Raw genomic sequence first — 17,465 nt, 5'->3', positions numbered from 1 at the left:
GAGGGTGGCTTTCATGACTCAAACTTCCGCCGGGCCGCTGGCCTGGATCAATGGCAGCGATGCCCCGGAAAAAAGCGCAATCAACCTCGGTTTCATGGCCCTGAGCGACTGCGCCTCGCTGGTGGTCGCCGCCACCCAGGGCTTTGCTCAACCTTATGGCCTGACTCTGAATCTAAAGCGCCAGAGTTCCTGGGCCAATCTGCGGGACAATCTGGTCAACGGCGAACTCGACGCCGCCCACAGCCTTTACGGCTTGATCTACGCGGTGCACCTGGGCATCGGCGGCGTCGCGCCGACCGACATGGCGGTGCTGATGGGCCTGAACCAGAACGGTCAGAGCCTCAACCTGTCCCACGGCTTGCAGGGCCTGGGCGTGACCGGTCCTGAAGCGCTGCACCACCATGTGCACCAAACCCGCGCAAAACTGACTTTCGCCCAGACCTTCCCGACCGGCACCCATGCCATGTGGCTGTATTACTGGCTGGCGAGCCAGGGCATTCATCCGTTGCAGGATGTCGACAGCGTGGTCGTCCCGCCGCCGCAAATGGTCGCGCACTTGCAGGCCGGACGCATTGATGGCCTCTGCGTCGGCGAACCGTGGGCGGCCAGCGCCGTGCAGCAGGATCTCGGTTTCACGCTGGCCACCAGCCAGACCATCTGGCCCGATCACCCGGAAAAAGTCCTCGGCTGCACTCGCACCTTCGTCGAGCAATATCCCAACACCGCGCGCGCGCTGGTGATGGCGATCCTCGAAGCCAGCCGTTTCATCGAAGAAAGCCCGGAAAACCGCCGCAGCACCACTCAGTTGCTGAGCGCCCCGGAATACCTCGACGCCCCGGTCTCCTGCATCGAACCGCGCTTTCTCGGCGACTACGACGATGGCCTCGGCAATCGCTGGCAGGATCCGCACGCCCTGCGCTTTCACGGCGATGGCGCGGTGAACCTGCCGTATCTCTCGGATGGCATGTGGTTCATGACCCAGTTCCGTCGTTGGGGTTTGCTGCGCGATGACCCGGACTACCTCGCCATTGCCCGTCAGGTGCAACAACTGGCGCTGTACCGCGACGCGGCCAGCGCGGTCGGTGTACCGATAGGCACCGAGGACATGCGCAGCAGCCAGTTGATCGACGGCAAAATCTGGGACGGCAGCGACCCGGCCGCCTACGCCCGGAGCTTCAAGCTTCACGCGCTGAGCGACAGCACGCCCCTTCTCGCCCACCGCTGACAGGAGACCGCGAACATGCTGCGCATTCTGCTGATCAACGACACCGCAAAAAAAGTCGGACGCCTGAAAGCCGCGCTGACCGAGGCCGGTTTCGAGGTGATCGATGAGTCGGGCCTGACCATCGACCTGCCGGCGCGCGTCGAAACGGTGCGTCCGGACGTGATCCTGATCGATACCGAGTCACCGAGCCGCGATGTGATGGAGCAAGTGGTGCTGGTCAGCCGCGACCAGCCCCGGCCGATCGTGATGTTCACCGACGAACATGACCCCGGCGTGATGCGTCAGGCGATCAAATCCGGGGTCAGTGCCTACATCGTCGAGGGCATTCACGCACAACGCTTGCAGCCGATTCTCGATGTGGCCATGGCCCGCTTCGAAAGCGACCAGGCCTTGCGCGCCCAGTTACAGGCCCGCGACCAGCAACTGGCCGAGCGCAAGCGCATCGAACTGGCCAAGGGTCTGTTGATGAAAATGAAGGACTGCAACGAAGAAGAGGCCTACACCCTGATGCGCCGCCAGGCCATGAGCCGCCAGCAGAAGCTGATTCAGGTCGCCGAACAGATCATCGCGATGAGCGAGTTGCTTGGCTGAAGGGCTGCGCCGCTTGCCATACCGCAATCGCGAACAGGCTCGCTCCCACAAGGGATTGCATTTCAAATGTGGGAGCGAGCCTGCTCGCGATTGGCCGCAACGCGGTTTCAGACTATTGGCACAAATCTCGCTAAGCAATCCCTACAGGTAACCAACGGCGGTTGCCCCACCTACGACAAAGACGTCGCTCACCTTCTTCGCCCCTTTCGGCGATCCGGGTAGCGGCGTTTTTGCGTTTTGGCCCCACAGCCCGGGGCCGGTGGTGCGGCCGTGGCGGCGCTCCACTTGCTGGCTTTTGACTCCTTCTCGAGATTCTTTACCGCTGAGGTGCGCGATGAATAAAAGCTTCTGGAAATCCGGCCACACTCCGACCCTGTTCGCGGCCTTCCTGTATTTCGACCTGAGCTTCATGGTCTGGTACCTGCTCGGCCCGCTGGCGGTACAGATCGCCGCCGACCTGCACCTGACCACCCAACAGCGTGGCCTCGTGGTGGCGACGCCGATTCTGGCTGGCGCGGTATTGCGCTTTGCAATGGGCATGCTCGCTGATCGCCTGTCGCCGAAAACCGCCGGACTGATCGGCCAGGTGATCGTGATCTGTGCGCTGTTCGGTGCCTGGAAGCTGGGCATCCACAGTTATGAACAGGCCCTGCTGCTCGGTTTGTTCCTCGGCATGGCCGGCGCCTCGTTCGCCGTTGCCCTGCCCCTGGCCTCGCAATGGTATCCGCCGGAGCATCAGGGCAAGGCAATGGGCATCGCCGGGGCCGGCAATTCCGGGACCGTGTTTGCAGCGCTGATCGCCCCGGTGCTGGCGGCGGCGTTCGGCTGGAGCAATGTGTTCGGGTTCGCCCTGATTCCGTTGATCCTGACCCTGGTGCTGTTCGCCTGGCTGGCGAAAAACGCGCCGGAACGGCCGAAAGCCAAGTCCATGGCCGACTACTTCAAAGCCCTGGGTGATCGTGACAGCTGGTGGTTCATGTTTTTCTACAGCGTCACCTTCGGCGGTTTCATCGGTCTGGCCAGCGCCCTGCCCGGCTACTTCAACGATCAATACGGCCTGAGCCCGGTGACCGCCGGTTATTACACCGCTGCCTGCGTGTTCGGCGGCAGCCTGATGCGTCCCCTCGGTGGCGCGCTGGCTGACCGCTTCGGTGGTATCCGTACGCTCTTGGCGATGTACACAGTCGCAGCAATCTGCATCGCGGCCGTCGGCTTCAACCTGCCAAGTTCCTACGCGGCGCTGGCACTTTTCGTCTGCACCATGCTCGGTCTCGGCGCGGGTAACGGCGCGGTGTTCCAACTGGTGCCTCAGCGTTTTCGCCGCGAGATCGGTGTGATGACTGGCCTGATCGGAATGGCCGGCGGCATCGGCGGCTTTGCACTCGCGGCGGGCATGGGCGCGATCAAACAGAGCACCGGCAGCTATCAACTGGCGCTGTGGTTGTTCGCCAGCCTTGGTGTGTTGGCGTGGTTTGGTCTGCACGGGGTCAAACGTCGCTGGAGAACCACCTGGGGTTCGGCGGCCGTGACCGCTGCCCGGGTCTGAGGCCCGAATGGCTCTGCAACTGAGCTTTGCCGAAGCCAGCGCCACCGGCCCCCGCGCGGAAAACCAGGACGCCTTGCGCCTGGTGACCCCGGCCCCGGTGCTGGCCGCCAGCAAAGGTTTTCTGTTCGCCATCGCCGACGGCGTCAGCCAGTGCGCCGATGGCGGGCTGGCGGCGCGCTCGACCTTGCAGGCGCTGGCGCTGGACTACTATGCCACCCCGGAAACCTGGAGCGTGGCCCAGGCCCTCGATCGTCTGCTGCTCGCGCAAAACCGCTGGTTGCAGGCCAATGGCGGCGGCCAGCCGTTGTTGACGACGGTCAGTGCGCTGGTCCTGCGTGGCCGGCGGTTTACCCTGGCGCACGTCGGTGATTGCCGGGTCTATCGCTGGCACGCCGAGAACTTGCAGCGGATCAGCGAGGATCACGTCTGGGATCAACCGGGCATGCAGCATGTGCTCAAACGGGCGCTGGGGCTGGATCAGCATCTGGTGCTGGACTTTCTCGACGGCGAATTGCGTGAAGACGAATGTTTCGTGCTGCTCAGTGATGGCGTGTGGGCGGTGCTTGGCGATACCGCCATCGCCGGAATTTTGCGCGATCAGCCGGACCTGCACAGTGCTGCGCAAACGTTGGTCAATGCCGCGCATCTGGCCGGCAGTCAGGACAATGCCAGTGCGTTATTGGTGCGAGTGGATGCCGTTGGCGAAGCAAGCCTCGGCGATGCGCTGATTCATTTGCAGCAGTGGCCCCTGCCCCCGCCGCTGAAACCAGGTCAGGTGTTTGAAGGCTGGCGGGTTCAGGAGGTTATAGGTCGGAGCCAGCAATCGTTGCTGTATCGCGTGTTCGATGGTCAGGGCCAAGCCTGGTTGCTGAAGACCTTGCCTGCACAACTGGCGGACGATGCCCAGGCCGGACAGGCCTTGCTGGCGGAGGAATGGTTTCTCAAACGCGTCGCCGGGCGACACTTCCCTGAAGTCCATAGCGCCGGTCAGCGTCAGCATTTGTACTACGTGATGCGTGAATATTCGGGGATCACTCTGGCGCAGCTGTTCGAGCAAAGCGACCCGTTGCCGCTGGCTCAATGGCAGGATGTGGCCGAACGCCTGTTGCGGGCTGTCGGCTTGCTGCATCGGCGGCAGATTTTGCACCGCGACATCAAACCGGAAAACTTGCATCTGGGTGGCGACGGCGAGTTGCGGTTGCTGGATTTCGGTCTGGCGTATTGCCCCGGTCTGTCGCAGGACGCGCCATCGACCCTACCGGGGACTCCGAGTTACATCGCTCCCGAAGCCTTTCAGGGGGCAGCTCCCAGCGCGCAACTGGATTTGTATGCAGTGGGCGTGACTTTGTATTTCCTGCTCACCGGGCATTTTCCTTACGGCGAGGTCGAAGCCTTTCAGCGTCCGCGCTTCGGTGTACCGGTGAGTGCCGGTCGTTATCGCCCCGACCTGCCGGAATGGCTGGCGCAATGCCTGGAGCGCGGCGTATCGGCCGATCCGCAACAGCGTTATGAGACGGCCGAAGAATGGTTGCTGACACTGGAGCAAGGTGAACGCCGCAGCCTGAATGTACGCCCTCGCCCCTTGCTCGAACGGGAGCCGCTGAAGGTCTGGCGGACATTGGCTTTGCTGGCACTGCTGGGCAATCTGGTCCTGCTGTTCCTGCTGTTCCTGCTGTTTCATGGCTGATGCGGCGCTCCATTAACGGGCGTGCCGCTTCCATTCAGTGCAAAAACCACAATGAACATCTGGCCAATTCCAGCTCTGGTTCAATGAATGCACCACTCACGCAAACTTGGCACAACCACTGCATTACTACTTTCACCATACATAAAGCCTGACCTTCAACGACGAAGGCCAGGCTTCCCGAGAGAACGGGACCAGGACAAAGGCGTCCTCGCTAGGCAACTAGCGGGACGCCTTTTTTTGTTTGCGCATTATTTTTCGAGCAAGGCCTGACTGCCCACAAGAGGCAAGCCCCAAGCTCCCCGGAGAACCTGATGAAAAAACTCAAACTGGTGATGATCGGCAATGGCATGGCCGGGGTTCGCACCCTGGAAGAGCTGCTCAAGCTGAGCAACGAGCTGTACGACATCACGGTCTTCGGCGCCGAACCGCACACCAACTACAACCGCATCCTGTTGTCGCCGGTGCTGGCCGGTGAACAGACCTTCGAAGAAATCGTGCTCAACGACCTCGACTGGTATCTGGAAAACAACATCAAGTTGCTGCTCAACCGCAAAGTGGTGGAGATCGACCGGGTCAAGCGCCGAGTGATCGCCGAGGACGGCACCGAGGCCGAATACGATCGCCTGCTGATCGCCACCGGTTCGACCCCGTTCATCCTGCCGATCCCCGGCAACAGCTTGCAGGGTGTGATCGGCTACCGCGATATCGCCGACACCCAGGCCATGATCGACACCGCAAAAACTCACAAGCACGCCGTGGTGATCGGCGGCGGCCTGCTCGGTCTCGAAGCCGCCAACGGCCTGATGCTGCGCGGCATGCACGTCACCGTGGTGCACCTCGGTGAATGGCTGCTGGAGCGGCAACTGGACAAGACCAGCGGCCAGCTCCTGCAAACCGCCCTCGAATCCCGTGGCCTGCACTTTCGCCTGTGCGAACAGACCCAGGCCCTGCACGACGCCGGCAATGGTCGGGTCGGCTCGGTGCAATTCAAGAACGGCGACATCATTCCTGCCGATCTGGTGGTCATGGCCGCCGGCATTCGCCCCAACACCGAACTCGCGGAAAAAGCCGGCATCCCGTGCAATCGCGGGATTCTGGTCAACGACACCCTGCAAACCTACGACCCACGCATCTATGCGATCGGCGAATGCGCCAACCATCGCGGCATTGCCTACGGCCTGGTGGCGCCGCTGTTCGAACAGGCCAAGGTCTGCGCCAACCACCTGGCGCAACTGGGTTTCGCCCGCTATCAGGGCTCGGTGACGTCGACCAAATTGAAGGTCACCGGCATCGACCTGTTTTCCGCCGGCGACTTCATGGGCGGCGAAGGCACCGAAACCATCACCCTCTCCGACCCGATCGGCGGGGTGTACAAAAAACTGGTGATCAAGGATGACGTGCTGGTCGGCGCCTGTCTGTACGGCGATACGGCAGATGGTGGTTGGTATTTCCGGCAGATTCGTGAGAATCACGCCATCGGCGAGATCCGCGATCACCTGATGTTTGGTGAAAACGCCCTCGGCGACGTAGGACATCAAGGCCAGGACAAAGCCATGAGCATGGCCGACAACGCCGAAGTCTGCGGCTGCAATGGCGTGTGCAAGGGCACCATCGTCAAGGCGATTCAGGAACACGGCCTGTTCAGCGTCGACGAGGTGAAGAAACACACCAAGGCCGCCAGTTCCTGTGGCTCTTGCGCCGGGCTGGTCGAACAGATTCTGATCAACACCGTCGGCGGCGCGGCGGACGTCAAACCGAAAAGCGAAAAGGCCATTTGCGGTTGCAGCGACCTCAACCACGGCCAGATTCGCCAGGCCATTCGCGAGCAGCACCTGCTGACCATCGCGGGAACCATGAGTTACCTCAACTGGCGCACCCCGAATGGCTGCGCCACCTGCCGCCCGGCCCTCAACTATTACCTGATTTCCACCTGGCCCGGCGAGGCCAAGGACGATCCGCAGTCGCGCCTGATCAACGAGCGGGCCCACGCCAACATCCAGAAGGACGGCACCTACTCGGTGGTGCCACGGATGTGGGGCGGCGTGACCAACCCGTCGGAACTGCGGCGAATCGCCGACGTGGCGGACAAATATCAGGTGCCGATGGTCAAGGTCACCGGCGGCCAACGCATCGACCTTTTGGGGATCAAAAAGCAGGATCTGCCGGGTGTGTGGAAAGACCTCGATATGCCGTCCGGCCACGCCTACGGCAAATCGATCCGCACCGTGAAAACCTGCGTCGGCAGCGAGTTCTGCCGCTTCGGCACGCAGAATTCGACTCAGTTGGGCATCGACCTCGAACACGACCTGTTCAACATGTGGTCGCCGCACAAAGTGAAACTGGCGGTCTCCGGATGCCCACGCAACTGTTCGGAAGCGGGGATCAAGGACGTAGGAATCATCGGCGTCGATTCCGGCTGGGAGATGTACATCGGTGGCAACGGCGGGATCAAGACCGAGGTCGCCGAGTTCTTCGTCAAGCTCAAGACCGCCGAGGAAGTGCGCGAATACAACGGCGCGTTCCTGCAGCTGTACCGCGAGGAAGCCTTCTACCTCGAACGCACCGTGCACTACCTGCAACGGGTCGGCATGGAGCACATCAAGAAGGCCGTGCTGGAAGATTCCGAGCGTCGCAAGGCCCTGAACGAGCGACTGCAATTCTCCCTGTCGTTCGAACAGGATCCGTGGAAAGAGCGCCTCGCCCAGCCGCAACTGAAGAAAGAATTCGACGTGATCCCCGTGAAAAATCTGGAGGTGCCGGCATGAACTGGCTCGATATCTGTGCCCTGGAAGAGATCAATGCCCTCGGTTCGCGGATCATCGCCGGGCCCAAAGGTGACATTGCGATCTTTCGCACAAGCGACGACGAAGTTTTCGCACTCGATGACCGCTGCCCGCACAAGGGCGGCCCATTGTCCCAAGGCCTGATCTACGGCAAACGTGTAGCCTGCCCGTTGCACAACTGGCAGATCGACCTGCAATCCGGCGAAGCCCAGGCACCGGACGTTGGTTGCGCGCATCATCATCCGGCCCGGGTCGAGAACGGCCGTGTGCAACTGGCCCTGCGGGACGCCGTCTGATGAACCGCCAGACGACCGCCTCGACCTGCTGTTATTGCGGGGTCGGCTGCGGCGTGCTGATCGAGCATGACGGCGAGCGCATCTTCGGCGTCAGCGGCGATCCGGCACATCCGGCCAACTTCGGCAAACTGTGCAGCAAAGGCTCGACCCTGCACCTGACTGGCGACCTGGCGGCCCGAGCGCTGTACCCGCAATTGCGCCTGGGCAAAGGCCTGGCGCGCAGTCGTTGTGATTGGGACACCGCGCTGGATCACGCCACCAACGTGTTCGCCGAAACCATCGCCGAACACGGCCCGGACAGCGTGGCGTTCTACATCTCCGGGCAGTTGCTGACCGAGGATTACTACGCCTTCAACAAACTGGCGCGGGCGCTGGTCGGCACCAATAACATCGACAGCAATTCGCGGCTGTGCATGTCTTCGGCGGTGGTCGGCTACAAACGCAGCCTCGGCGCCGACGCACCACCGTGCAGCTACGAAGACCTGGAGCTGAGCGATTGCGTGGTGATCGTCGGCAGTAACATGGCCTACGCTCATCCGGTACTTTTTCGCCGCCTCGAAGAAGCGAAATCCCGCCGCCCGCAGATGAGAGTCATCGTCATCGACCCTCGGCGCACCGACACCTGCGATCTGGCCGACCTGCATCTGGCGATTCTGCCGGGCACCGATGTCGCGTTGTTCCATGGGATTTTGCATCTGCTGCTGTGGGAAGACTGGATCGACCGCGACTTCATCAAGGCCCACACCGAAGGCCTCGCCGAACTGAAAAATCTGGTACGCGATTACACCCCCGCGATGGTTTCGCAGCTGTGCGGGATCAGTGTCGAGCAGTTGCAGCAATGTGCGGAATGGATCGGCACCGCGCCGAGTTTTCTATCGCTGTGGTGCATGGGTCTGAACCAGTCCACCGCTGGCAGCGCAAAAAACAGCGCACTGATCAATTTGCACCTGGCCACCGGGCAAATCGGCCGGCCGGGTGCAGGACCTTTCTCTTTGACCGGTCAGCCGAATGCCATGGGCGGACGGGAAACCGGCAGTCTCTCCAATCTGTTGCCAGGTCATCGTGAAGTGACCAATCCGGAGCATCGCGCCGAAGTGGCAGCGTATTGGGGGGTGGATAAGCTGCCGGCAAATACCGGTCTCAGCGCCATCGAACTGTTTGAACAGGTGCGCAGCGGCAAAATCAAGGCGCTGTGGATTGCCTGCACCAACCCCGCGCAATCAATGCCGGACCAGAACGCCGTGCGCGCCGCGCTGGAAGCCTGTCCCTTCGTGGTGTTGCAGGAGGCGTTTCGCACCACCGAAACCGCAGCGTTTGCCGATCTGCTGTTGCCAGCGGCCAGTTGGGGTGAGAAAGAAGGCACGGTGACCAACTCCGAGCGACGGATTTCCCACGTCCGCCAGGCCATTGCCGCACCGGGTGAAGCGCGTCCCGACTGGGCGATTACGGTGGATTTCGCACAACGTCTGGAGAAACGTCTGCGCCCGCAACAACCGGGTCTGTTTGCTTTCGAACGATCGGCGCAGCTGTTTGACGAATACAAACAACTGACCCGGGGGCGCGATCTGGATTTGTCCGGGATAAGCCACGGGTTGATTGATGAGCGGGGGCCACAACAATGGCCCTTCCCCGCTGGCGCCCGTCAAGGCACAGCCCGGTTGTATGGCGACGGGATCTTTCCTACGTCGAACGGGCGCGCGCAGTTCGTTGCCGATCCCTATCGCGCCGCCAAGGAACAACGCGACGCGCGCTTTCCCCTGACCCTGATCACTGGCCGCCTGCGTGATCAATGGCACGGTATGAGCCGCACCGGTACGGCGGCGCAATTATTCGGCCATGTCAGCGAAGCGGTTTTGAGCCTGCATCCTGACGAGTTGCGCCGCCACCGCTTGCAGCCGGGGGATCTGGTGAATCTGAAAAGCCGTCGGGGCGCGGTGATCGTGGCGGTCGCCAGCGATGACAGCGTGCGTCCGGGCCAGGCATTCCTGCCGATGCACTGGGGCGATCGTTTCCTCAAGGGTGGCGTCAACAGCCTGACCCTGCCCGCCTTCGATCCTTTGTCGAAGCAGCCGGAACTCAAGCACAGCGGTGTACGGCTGGAACCGGTGAATTTGCCATGGCAACTATTCGCACTGATCGAGGGCGATGTTCAACGGCATTTCGAGACGCTTCGACCGCTCTGTGAGGCGTTTTCCTACGCGAGTCTCAGCCTTGTCGGACGTGAACGGCCTGCGCTGCTGATACGCGCAGCCAGCGCCGTGGCGCCAGACCCGCAATTGCTGCGCGAGATCGATCAGTGCCTGGCCCTGATCGACGGGCCGGTGCTGGCTTATGACGATCCTCGCCGCGCCATCGGTAAGCGGGTGCGCATCGAAAACGGGCGAATCACTGCGATCCGCCTCGCTGGTGAAACCCTCGCTCAGCACTGGTTGCAAGGCCTGTGGCTGGAGGGTCGCGCCGACGAACAACTGCGGCGCTGGCTGCTGGCACCGATGAGTGCGCCGCCGGGCAATGCCGGCGCGCAGGTTGTGGCGGACAAAACCCTGTGCAACTGCAAGAACGTCAGCCACAGCGCAGTCTGCGGCGGGATCCGTGAAGGTCTGGATCTGCAGGGTTTGAAAAATACATTGGGGTGCGGCACGCAATGCGGCTCCTGCGTCCCGGAAATCAAGCGTTTGCTGGCCGCCGAAGCGCGGCCGGTCGCCGTCATCTGAAGAGGAAACACCATGAACGCTAAAGTCTGGCTGGTGGGCGCGGGCCCCGGTGATCCTGAACTGCTGACGCTCAAAGCGGTGCGTGCCTTGCGCGAAGCCGATGTGGTGCTGATCGACGATCTGGTCAATGATGCAGTGCTCGAACACTGCCCTGCTGCGCGGATCATTGCGGTCGGCAAACGCGGCGGGTGTCGTTCGACGCCCCAGGCGTTCATTCATCGATTGATGCTGCGTTACGCCCGTCAGGGCAAATGCGTGGTGCGGCTCAAGGGTGGCGATCCGTGCATTTTCGGGCGTGGCGGTGAAGAGGCGCAGTGGTTGCGCGAGCACGAAGTCGAGGTGGAACTGGTCAATGGCATCACCGCCGGACTGGCCGGCGCGACCCAGTGTGATATTCCGCTGACGCTACGCGGCGTGGCCCGGGGCGTGACGCTGGTTACTGCTCACACCCAGGACGACAGCCAGTTGAACTGGCGGGCACTGGCGCAAGGCGGCACGACGCTGGTGATCTACATGGGGGTGGCGAAGCTCGGCGAGATTCGCGAGCAACTGCTGGCGGGCGGTATGGCGGCGGATACGCCGGTGGCGATGATCGAGAACGCCTCGTTGCCAGAGCAACGCGAATGCCGCAGTGATCTGACAGCGATGGAAGACGATGCCCTTGGTTTCCGGCTCAAGAGCCCTGCGATTCTGGTCATAGGCGCCGTCGCAGCGGCTGCGACCCAGGTCGAGTCGATTAACTGGGCAGCCGATCGCCTGGCCTGACAATCCCCGGCTTCACCAAATCGCAGGTAAAGAAAAGCCCGGCATAAGCCGGGCTTTTCTCGTAGCGGCAGCTAATTACTTAGCTTGAGCTTCAACCTGCGCTTCTACGCGACGGTTAACAGCACGGCCAGCTTCAGTTTTGTTGTCAGCAACTGGGCGGGTTTCGCCGTAGCCAACAGACTGAACGCGGGACGATTCAACACCGTACTGGTTGGTCAGAACTTGCTTAACGGCGTTTGCACGACGCTCGGACAGTTTCTGGTTGTAAGCGTCAGGACCGACGGAGTCAGTGTGACCTTCAACAGTAGTGGTGGTGGATGGGTACTGCTTCATGAAGTCAGCCAGGTTCTTGATGTCGCCGTAGCTGTTTGGCTTCACAACCGACTTGTCGAAGTCGAACTTGACGTCCAGCTCAACACGAACAACTTCAGCAACTGCTGGGCAGCCATCAGCGTCAACAGTTACGTTGGCTGGGGTGTCCGGGCACTTGTCAACGTTGTCGCAAACGCCGTCGTTGTCGCTGTCGGAGCAGACTTCAGCCGGAGCTGGAACTGGAGCAGCAGCTGGCTTGGAGCCGCCACCGAAGTTCACACCGATACCGACGCTAGGAGCCCACTCGGTGTCGCCTTGGTCGATGTTGTATTGAGCTTCAACGCCAGCACGGGCGTAGAAGTTGTCGGTGAAGTACAGCTTGGCGCCAGCGCCCAGGTTGGCGAAGGTGGAACGGTTACGACCGTTCGAACCGTTCTGGTCGATGCTCTGGTCGGAGAAACCGGCCGAGACGTATGGACGCAGCATGTCGCCTGGGTTGTTGAAGTGGTACAGAGCGTCCAGAGCGGTGTTAGCGCCTTTGACGTTCTTGCCATCGTCAGCACGCACGTTGTGCACTTCGTCGTAGCCCAGACGCAGTTCAACGTCGTCGGTCAGGAAGTAACCGATCGAGCCGCCGAACAGGTTGCCGTTGTTCTTGAAGTTACGAGCGCTGTCGAATTGTTCTTTCTTTGCGAAGCCTTCGATTTCAACTGCGCCTTGGCCTTGTGCCAGAGCGCCGAAAGAAGTGGCGGCAATCAAAGAACCAATGGCCAAGCCCAAGGTGTTTTTCAGTTTCATCCGTTAAATCCCCATCTGGTGATTGTGAAGCAGTCCCGCAAACCGGGGGACAACTCGGCGGCAAGTCTATCAGAACTTGCCTACACGTAAGAGATATTTGCGCCGAACTAAGTTTCAGCAATGCCTGCAAATTTCTCACGCAATTTATCAAGAGCGCGTTTGTAACGCATTTTTGTCGCACTCAAACCCATGTGCATGATGTCTGCGATCTCCTGAAACTCCAGCTCTGCGACAAATCGTAGCACCAGAATTTCCCGGTCAATCGGGTTCACATACACCAGCCAGCGATCCAGTCCGCCCTTTTCCTCGGGTTTTGGCGCCTTTTCTTCGGACGCTTCCTCGAGGGGGTCAAGACTCAGTGCGTCCATCAAGCGACGCTTTCGCCGTTCCTTCCGATACTGTGTGATGCATTCGTTGTAAGTGATGCTATAGAGCCATGTCTTGAACTTCGATTTCCCCTCGAAGTTCTTCAGGCCGTACAGCACCTTCAACATCACTTCCTGACAGACATCGTCTGCGTCGCGATCGTTCCCGAGATATCTCGCACAAACGTTAAATAATGTCCGCTGGTAACGCCGCATCAGTTCTTCGTAGGCGCGCGTCACGTGAAACAGCTCGGTATGCGAGCGCGCGACCAACTCCTCATCAGAGAGCTCGCGGGGGTCGTAGCGCGTGGATAGCGTTTGGGCTTTATTCAAAACAAGTCGTGCCGACAGTCAGGTCAATGTCCACCGCTGCCAGCGTCAGCTGGCATTTCGCGGCGGCATACATTAGCAGGGTTTGCCGGGTTAGCGGCTACTCACATGCTGCTCCAGCAGGATCCGATTGGAGAGAGAGACTAGCTCACCCTCATCGGTCAGCAATGTGGTTTTAACCGTGCCGATCTCTTCGATCTGGCCTTCGACCTCGCCAACACGCACTTGTTGCCCAACCTGATACAACTCACGCACATAGATTCCCGCAAGAATCTGACCGGCAATTTCCCGGCTTCCCAAACCCATGGCCAGCGCAACCGCCAGACCAACGGTAATCAATACGATGACGATCACATGGTTAAGCAGGTCGGTCTTGACCTCCAGCTGACTGATCGCGACCGAAATGCTGATGATGATCACCAGCCCCTGGGCAATCCGCCCAAGCCCTGAAGCGTAGTCCAGGCCTACACCTTCTGCCGCCCCGCGAACCAGACCATTGGCCAGTTGTGCGAGCAGCACCCCCACCAGCAGCACCAGCGCCGCGCCGAAAACTTTTGGCAAATACAGCGCCAACATATCGAGCGTAGCTGAAACTCGCTCAAGGCCAAGGGATTCTGCTGCAGAAACCAGGAAAATAAGCAGAACGAACCAGTAAACAATTTTGCCGATCAAGGTCGAGATCGGTACTTGCAGTCCCGCGCGAGACATCAATTTGGTCAAGCCGGTACCGCCCATCAGACGATCAAGGCCCAGTTTGGCGAGCAATTTGGACAGCAAGGTGTCCAGCAGCTTGGCCACGACAAAACCCAACAGCAGCACAACCAGTGCGCCGAACAGGTTTGGAATGAAATTAGCGACTTTGGTCCACAACGCAGTCATTGCAGTGACGAGGCTCTGAGTCCAGAGATCAAGTTCCATATTCAATCAGCCTTATCAGCAGAGCGAGCAGTAGGTTTACGGAGACGGGAGACCGGCGCGACATGGGCCGAACCGTTATTCAGGGCGATCATCAGCGCGGGCAGCCAGCGGCCCAGCAGGCTGAACAGATCGCCGGCGCCAACCTGGCGGTTGGCGGTTTTGAGTACGCGGCCCAGGCAGGCATCGTCGTCGCGGCCGGACGGCGAGGCGTTGAGCATGTCGCGCAAAGACTGTTCAAACGGATCGTGCATACGCACCTCTCGTGATGTCTGTGAAAGACGCGGGCAGATTTGGTCGGGTCACATGGCGCATCGTCATACCCAGCGCAAACGGCGGAACAACCACCATTGTCCGAACGCCAGTGCGAGCACCGTCAGGCAGGCAATCAGGAAACCATAAGGGCTGCTCGCGAACGGAATGCCCCCGACATTGATACCCAGCAGACCGGTCAGAAAACTCATCGGCAAAAAGATGCAGGTGATGATCCCGAAGCGATACATGGTGCGGTTCATGCGCACGCTCAAACGCCGGTCTTCGGCCTCCAGCACAAGCCCCACGCGCTCTCGGGTCAATTCGAGCTCTTCGAGATAACGGGTCAGGCTGTTGTTCAATTCGTTCCAGTAGTCGGCATCGTCATCGACGAACCACGGCAGTTTTATCCGCGTCAGCTGTCCGAAAATATCCCTCTGCGGTGCCAGAAAACGCTTCAGCCCGGCAGCCCGGCGACGGATGTGCAAAATGGCGCCATGCTCGGGGGTATACCGTTCGTCGGCATCCAGTTTTTCTTCCTCTTCATCGACCACTTCGGAGAGGCAAGTCACCAGATCCTGCACCTTGTTGGTGAGGAATTGCGCCAGATAAAGCATCAGTTCGGACGAAGTTTTCGGCCCTTTGCCCTCGCCCAGCATCACCAGCAACTCGTCGGTGGCGCGCAGCGGACGCAAGCGCAGGGAAATTACCCGCTGGGCCGAAGCGAAAATCCGCACCGACACCATGTCTTCCGGTTCGGCGCCCGGGTTGAGATTAACCCCGCGCAAAAACAGCAGCAGCTCGGAGTCCGGCAGCGGCAACAGGCGTGGACGGGTATTTTCTTCCAGCAGCAGATCGCAGGTGAATTCGTTGAGCCCACTGGATTTGCGTAGCCATGTCTGAGTCTGCGGGTGACTGCGATCCCAATGCAGCCACAGGCTTTCATGAGCCTGCAGCTGCAGATCGTCAAGATCAGTCCGGGCTATCGAACGCGCACCGCCTCTACCGTCCAGCACCAGGGCATGCACCAGCCCCCATTGCGCGTTTTCTTCCTCGAACATCCTCACCCCTGTGGTTACCGCGACTTATTCAGGCATTTTCAGCGGACTTGGCGAGACGATCACGCCATTGTTGTCCGCATAGATGTACTGGCCGGGATGGAAAGTGACACCTGCGAAGGTCACCGGCACGTTGAGGTCGCCAAGACCACGCTTTTCAGTCTTTTTCGGGTGGCTGGCCAGCGCCTGCACGCCAAGATCGGTCTGCGCGATAACATCCACATCACGGATGCAGCCGTAGATCACCAACCCTTCCCAACCGTTTTTCGAGGCTTTCTCGGCGATCATGTCGCCCAGCAGCGCGCAGCGCAAAGAGCCGCCGCCATCGACCACCAACACCTTGCCGTTACCCTTGAGCTCGGCTTGTTCCTTGACCAGCGAGTTGTCTTCGAAGCACTTGATGGTCACGATTTCGCCGCCGAACGAATCACGGCCACCGAAATTGCTGAACATCGGTTCCAGCACCTGAACCAGCTCCGGATAGGCGTCGCACAGATCAGGCGTAAGGTAATGGTTCATCGAATAACTCCTGTAACAAGGAAGACGATCAAGGATGTCGCACTCTTTTGAAACGAGTTCCGGCGGTCGCTGTTTACCTTAGCCCATGTCATGGTCGCTGAACGAACCTGAACACAAGCTGAAACGTAATAGCGAAACAGTCACCAAATATGACCAGAACCGTCCAATGCGTCATATCTTAGCCGCAAGCCAACTCGAACGAAATGCCTTTTCAGGGCGCCGCGCTCACACCGCTGCCGCCAGATCCGGCTTCTCGCCGAGCAATGGTGTGTGCGGATCCGCCAGCCAACGCGCCACCAACGGCCAGACCTCAGCCTGGGCCGCTTTGCTGACCAACATCTCGACATGTCCGAACTGATCGTTAAAACCCTGCTCACGGCCCAGGTTGATGAACTGCTTGTGCTCGGAGCCAATCTGTTCGAACAGCTTCTGGCACGCCCAGGCCGGATCCTGATGATCCCCCGCCGCGCTCACCGCCAGCACCGGCACCTGCACCTCGGCAAGGCCCGCCCACCAATCCTTGTCCTTGTCGCCGAAACGACCGAACAATCCGTACCAGCGCATGCTTTCCAGCGCCAGGCCGATCGGCTCGTCCTCGGGGCCGCGCTTGAGTCGCGAGCCGGACAACTGGGCAAAACGCTTGAGAATAAAGCGCCCGCTCCACTCCACCGGCGGAATCTTCAGCGGCCAGTACGTGCGGCTGACCTGCGTGCCGAAAAACGCCGCCGACGCCACTGCCGGCTCACCGAGGTATTCGCCACCGAGCGCGGCCGCCAGGGTGATGCCACCCAGCGAATGGCCGATCCAGTGGGGAATCTGCCCGCTCTGCTCACGCACGAACGCGGCAATCGCCGGCAGATCGTAACGGGCATAGTCGGCGACGCGATTGCGGCGGTAGTCCTCGTTGCGCTGGGACAGACCGTGACCGCGCATTTCCGGGATCCATACGTCGAAACCCAGACGCGTCAGATACGCGCCCAGCCCCAGACCTTTGGGCGAAAACCAGAAGCGCCGGTTGGAAAAACTGCCGTGCAGCAAAATCACCGGCACACCGCGCGAGGCCGGTTCATCCGCCATGCCGAGTCGGGTCACCGCGATTTCCACGGACCAGTCAGGGCTGTTGCCCGGTTTCAAACGGTAGACATCTTCGCTCAGATCGCCGCGTCGTTCGGCGCTGATCAGAGCGACAGGAAACAGGTTGCTGCTGCTTTGCATAATGCTCTTGCACAAAAAAGGGCGGCATCCAGAGGAGCCCGCCCTACTTGAATCCTGAAGCAGCCGGTCAATCACCGGCCGCTTCGCTCACTGA

Annotated in this window: 15 protein-coding genes; 8 read left to right on the top strand and 7 right to left on the bottom strand. The window is 60.5% G+C overall.

The annotated features are described in order from the left end of the window. Positions 1 to 13: 13 nt before the first annotated feature. The 8 genes from N8H71_RS27230 (at position 14) to cobA (ending at position 11,607) form a co-directional block, all read left to right on the top strand. Positions 14 to 1,225 carry a CmpA/NrtA family ABC transporter substrate-binding protein gene (locus tag N8H71_RS27230; RefSeq protein WP_262196373.1) on the top strand — a complete coding sequence of 404 codons (1,212 nt, stop codon included), beginning with the start codon at positions 14 to 16 and terminating at the stop codon, positions 1,223 to 1,225. Positions 1,226 to 1,240: 15 nt separating this feature from the next. Continuing rightward, positions 1,241 to 1,816 carry an ANTAR domain-containing response regulator gene (locus N8H71_RS27225; protein ID WP_007916390.1) on the top strand — a complete coding sequence of 192 codons (576 nt, stop codon included), beginning with the start codon at positions 1,241 to 1,243 and terminating at the stop codon, positions 1,814 to 1,816. Positions 1,817 to 2,150: 334 nt separating this feature from the next. Beyond that, positions 2,151 to 3,362 (top strand): nitrate/nitrite transporter, encoded by a 1,212-nt coding sequence (locus tag N8H71_RS27220; RefSeq protein WP_134826003.1) that lies wholly within the window; start codon positions 2,151 to 2,153, stop codon positions 3,360 to 3,362. 7 nt (positions 3,363 to 3,369) lie between these two features. Further along, a complete protein-coding gene (locus N8H71_RS27215; protein ID WP_262196372.1) occupies positions 3,370 to 5,049 on the top strand; it encodes a bifunctional protein-serine/threonine kinase/phosphatase in 1,680 nt (559 codons plus the stop codon). Positions 5,050 to 5,360: 311 nt separating this feature from the next. Continuing rightward, positions 5,361 to 7,814: a nitrite reductase large subunit NirB gene (gene nirB, locus N8H71_RS27210; protein ID WP_262196371.1), complete on the top strand. Its 2,454-nt coding sequence runs from the start codon at positions 5,361 to 5,363 to the stop codon at positions 7,812 to 7,814. After that, the gene (gene nirD, locus N8H71_RS27205; RefSeq protein ID WP_007951992.1) at positions 7,811 to 8,128 is read left to right on the top strand and encodes a nitrite reductase small subunit NirD; all 318 of its coding nucleotides are present in this window, start codon (positions 7,811 to 7,813) and stop codon (positions 8,126 to 8,128) included. Before nirB ends, nirD begins: the two co-directional genes overlap by 4 nt. Then, positions 8,128 to 10,842, top strand: coding sequence for a nitrate reductase (locus N8H71_RS27200; RefSeq protein WP_262196370.1), 2,715 nt, complete (start codon positions 8,128 to 8,130; stop codon positions 10,840 to 10,842). Before nirD ends, N8H71_RS27200 begins: the two co-directional genes overlap by 1 nt. 12 nt (positions 10,843 to 10,854) lie before the next feature. Beyond that, on the top strand, positions 10,855 to 11,607 hold the full coding sequence (cobA, locus tag N8H71_RS27195) for a uroporphyrinogen-III C-methyltransferase (protein WP_262196369.1): 753 nt from the start codon (positions 10,855 to 10,857) through the stop codon (positions 11,605 to 11,607). A 75-nt stretch (positions 11,608 to 11,682) separates the two neighbouring features. Here cobA and N8H71_RS27190 read toward each other — a convergent pair whose 3' ends face one another. The 7 genes from N8H71_RS27190 to N8H71_RS27160 form a co-directional block, all read right to left on the bottom strand. Then, a complete protein-coding gene (locus N8H71_RS27190; protein ID WP_262196368.1) occupies positions 11,683 to 12,717 on the bottom strand; it encodes an OmpA family protein in 1,035 nt (344 codons plus the stop codon). A 107-nt stretch (positions 12,718 to 12,824) separates the two neighbouring features. Continuing rightward, positions 12,825 to 13,415, bottom strand: coding sequence for an RNA polymerase sigma factor SigX (sigX, locus tag N8H71_RS27185; protein WP_011333251.1), 591 nt, complete (start codon positions 13,413 to 13,415; stop codon positions 12,825 to 12,827). 90 nt (positions 13,416 to 13,505) lie between these two features. After that, positions 13,506 to 14,330, bottom strand: coding sequence for a mechanosensitive ion channel family protein (locus tag N8H71_RS27180; protein ID WP_007916401.1), 825 nt, complete (start codon positions 14,328 to 14,330; stop codon positions 13,506 to 13,508). A gap of 2 nt (positions 14,331 to 14,332) precedes the next feature. Then, a complete protein-coding gene (locus N8H71_RS27175) occupies positions 14,333 to 14,581 on the bottom strand; it encodes a CrfX protein (RefSeq protein ID WP_262196367.1) in 249 nt (82 codons plus the stop codon). Positions 14,582 to 14,644: 63 nt separating this feature from the next. After that, on the bottom strand, positions 14,645 to 15,640 hold the full coding sequence (locus N8H71_RS27170; protein ID WP_262196366.1) for a zinc transporter ZntB: 996 nt from the start codon (positions 15,638 to 15,640) through the stop codon (positions 14,645 to 14,647). A gap of 24 nt (positions 15,641 to 15,664) precedes the next feature. Continuing rightward, positions 15,665 to 16,156, bottom strand: coding sequence for a ribonuclease E activity regulator RraA (gene rraA / locus N8H71_RS27165; protein ID WP_262196365.1), 492 nt, complete (start codon positions 16,154 to 16,156; stop codon positions 15,665 to 15,667). 225 nt (positions 16,157 to 16,381) lie between these two features. After that, the gene (locus N8H71_RS27160) at positions 16,382 to 17,371 is read right to left on the bottom strand and encodes a lysophospholipase (protein WP_262196364.1); all 990 of its coding nucleotides are present in this window, start codon (positions 17,369 to 17,371) and stop codon (positions 16,382 to 16,384) included. Between the last annotated feature and the right edge of the window lie 94 nt (positions 17,372 to 17,465).

It is taken from the genome of Pseudomonas koreensis, assembly GCF_025447595.1.
Lineage (GTDB): Bacteria > Pseudomonadota > Gammaproteobacteria > Pseudomonadales > Pseudomonadaceae > Aquipseudomonas > Aquipseudomonas koreensis_H.
The sequence above is the reverse complement of the archived record's forward strand: the minus strand, read 5'-3'. Positions and strand labels throughout refer to the sequence as shown.

Excerpts from the sequence above, each read along its gene's own strand:
- nirB (WP_262196371.1), top strand. The coding sequence starts at position 5,361 with ATGAAAAAACTCAAACTGGTGATGATCGGCAATGGCATGGCCGGGGTT.
- N8H71_RS27190 (WP_262196368.1), bottom strand. The coding sequence starts at position 12,717 with ATGAAACTGAAAAACACCTTGGGCTTGGCCATTGGTTCTTTGATTGCC.
- N8H71_RS27220 (WP_134826003.1), top strand. The coding sequence starts at position 2,151 with ATGAATAAAAGCTTCTGGAAATCCGGCCACACTCCGACCCTGTTCGCG.
- N8H71_RS27200 (WP_262196370.1), top strand. The coding sequence starts at position 8,128 with ATGAACCGCCAGACGACCGCCTCGACCTGCTGTTATTGCGGGGTCGGC.
- N8H71_RS27170 (WP_262196366.1), bottom strand. The coding sequence starts at position 15,640 with ATGTTCGAGGAAGAAAACGCGCAATGGGGGCTGGTGCATGCCCTGGTG.
- rraA (WP_262196365.1), bottom strand. The coding sequence starts at position 16,156 with ATGAACCATTACCTTACGCCTGATCTGTGCGACGCCTATCCGGAGCTG.
- cobA (WP_262196369.1), top strand. The coding sequence starts at position 10,855 with ATGAACGCTAAAGTCTGGCTGGTGGGCGCGGGCCCCGGTGATCCTGAA.
- nirD (WP_007951992.1), top strand. The coding sequence starts at position 7,811 with ATGAACTGGCTCGATATCTGTGCCCTGGAAGAGATCAATGCCCTCGGT.
- N8H71_RS27225 (WP_007916390.1), top strand. The coding sequence starts at position 1,241 with ATGCTGCGCATTCTGCTGATCAACGACACCGCAAAAAAAGTCGGACGC.
- N8H71_RS27230 (WP_262196373.1), top strand. The coding sequence starts at position 14 with ATGACTCAAACTTCCGCCGGGCCGCTGGCCTGGATCAATGGCAGCGAT.
- N8H71_RS27180 (WP_007916401.1), bottom strand. The coding sequence starts at position 14,330 with ATGGAACTTGATCTCTGGACTCAGAGCCTCGTCACTGCAATGACTGCG.
- N8H71_RS27175 (WP_262196367.1), bottom strand. The coding sequence starts at position 14,581 with ATGCACGATCCGTTTGAACAGTCTTTGCGCGACATGCTCAACGCCTCG.
- N8H71_RS27160 (WP_262196364.1), bottom strand. The coding sequence starts at position 17,371 with ATGCAAAGCAGCAGCAACCTGTTTCCTGTCGCTCTGATCAGCGCCGAA.
- N8H71_RS27215 (WP_262196372.1), top strand. The coding sequence starts at position 3,370 with ATGGCTCTGCAACTGAGCTTTGCCGAAGCCAGCGCCACCGGCCCCCGC.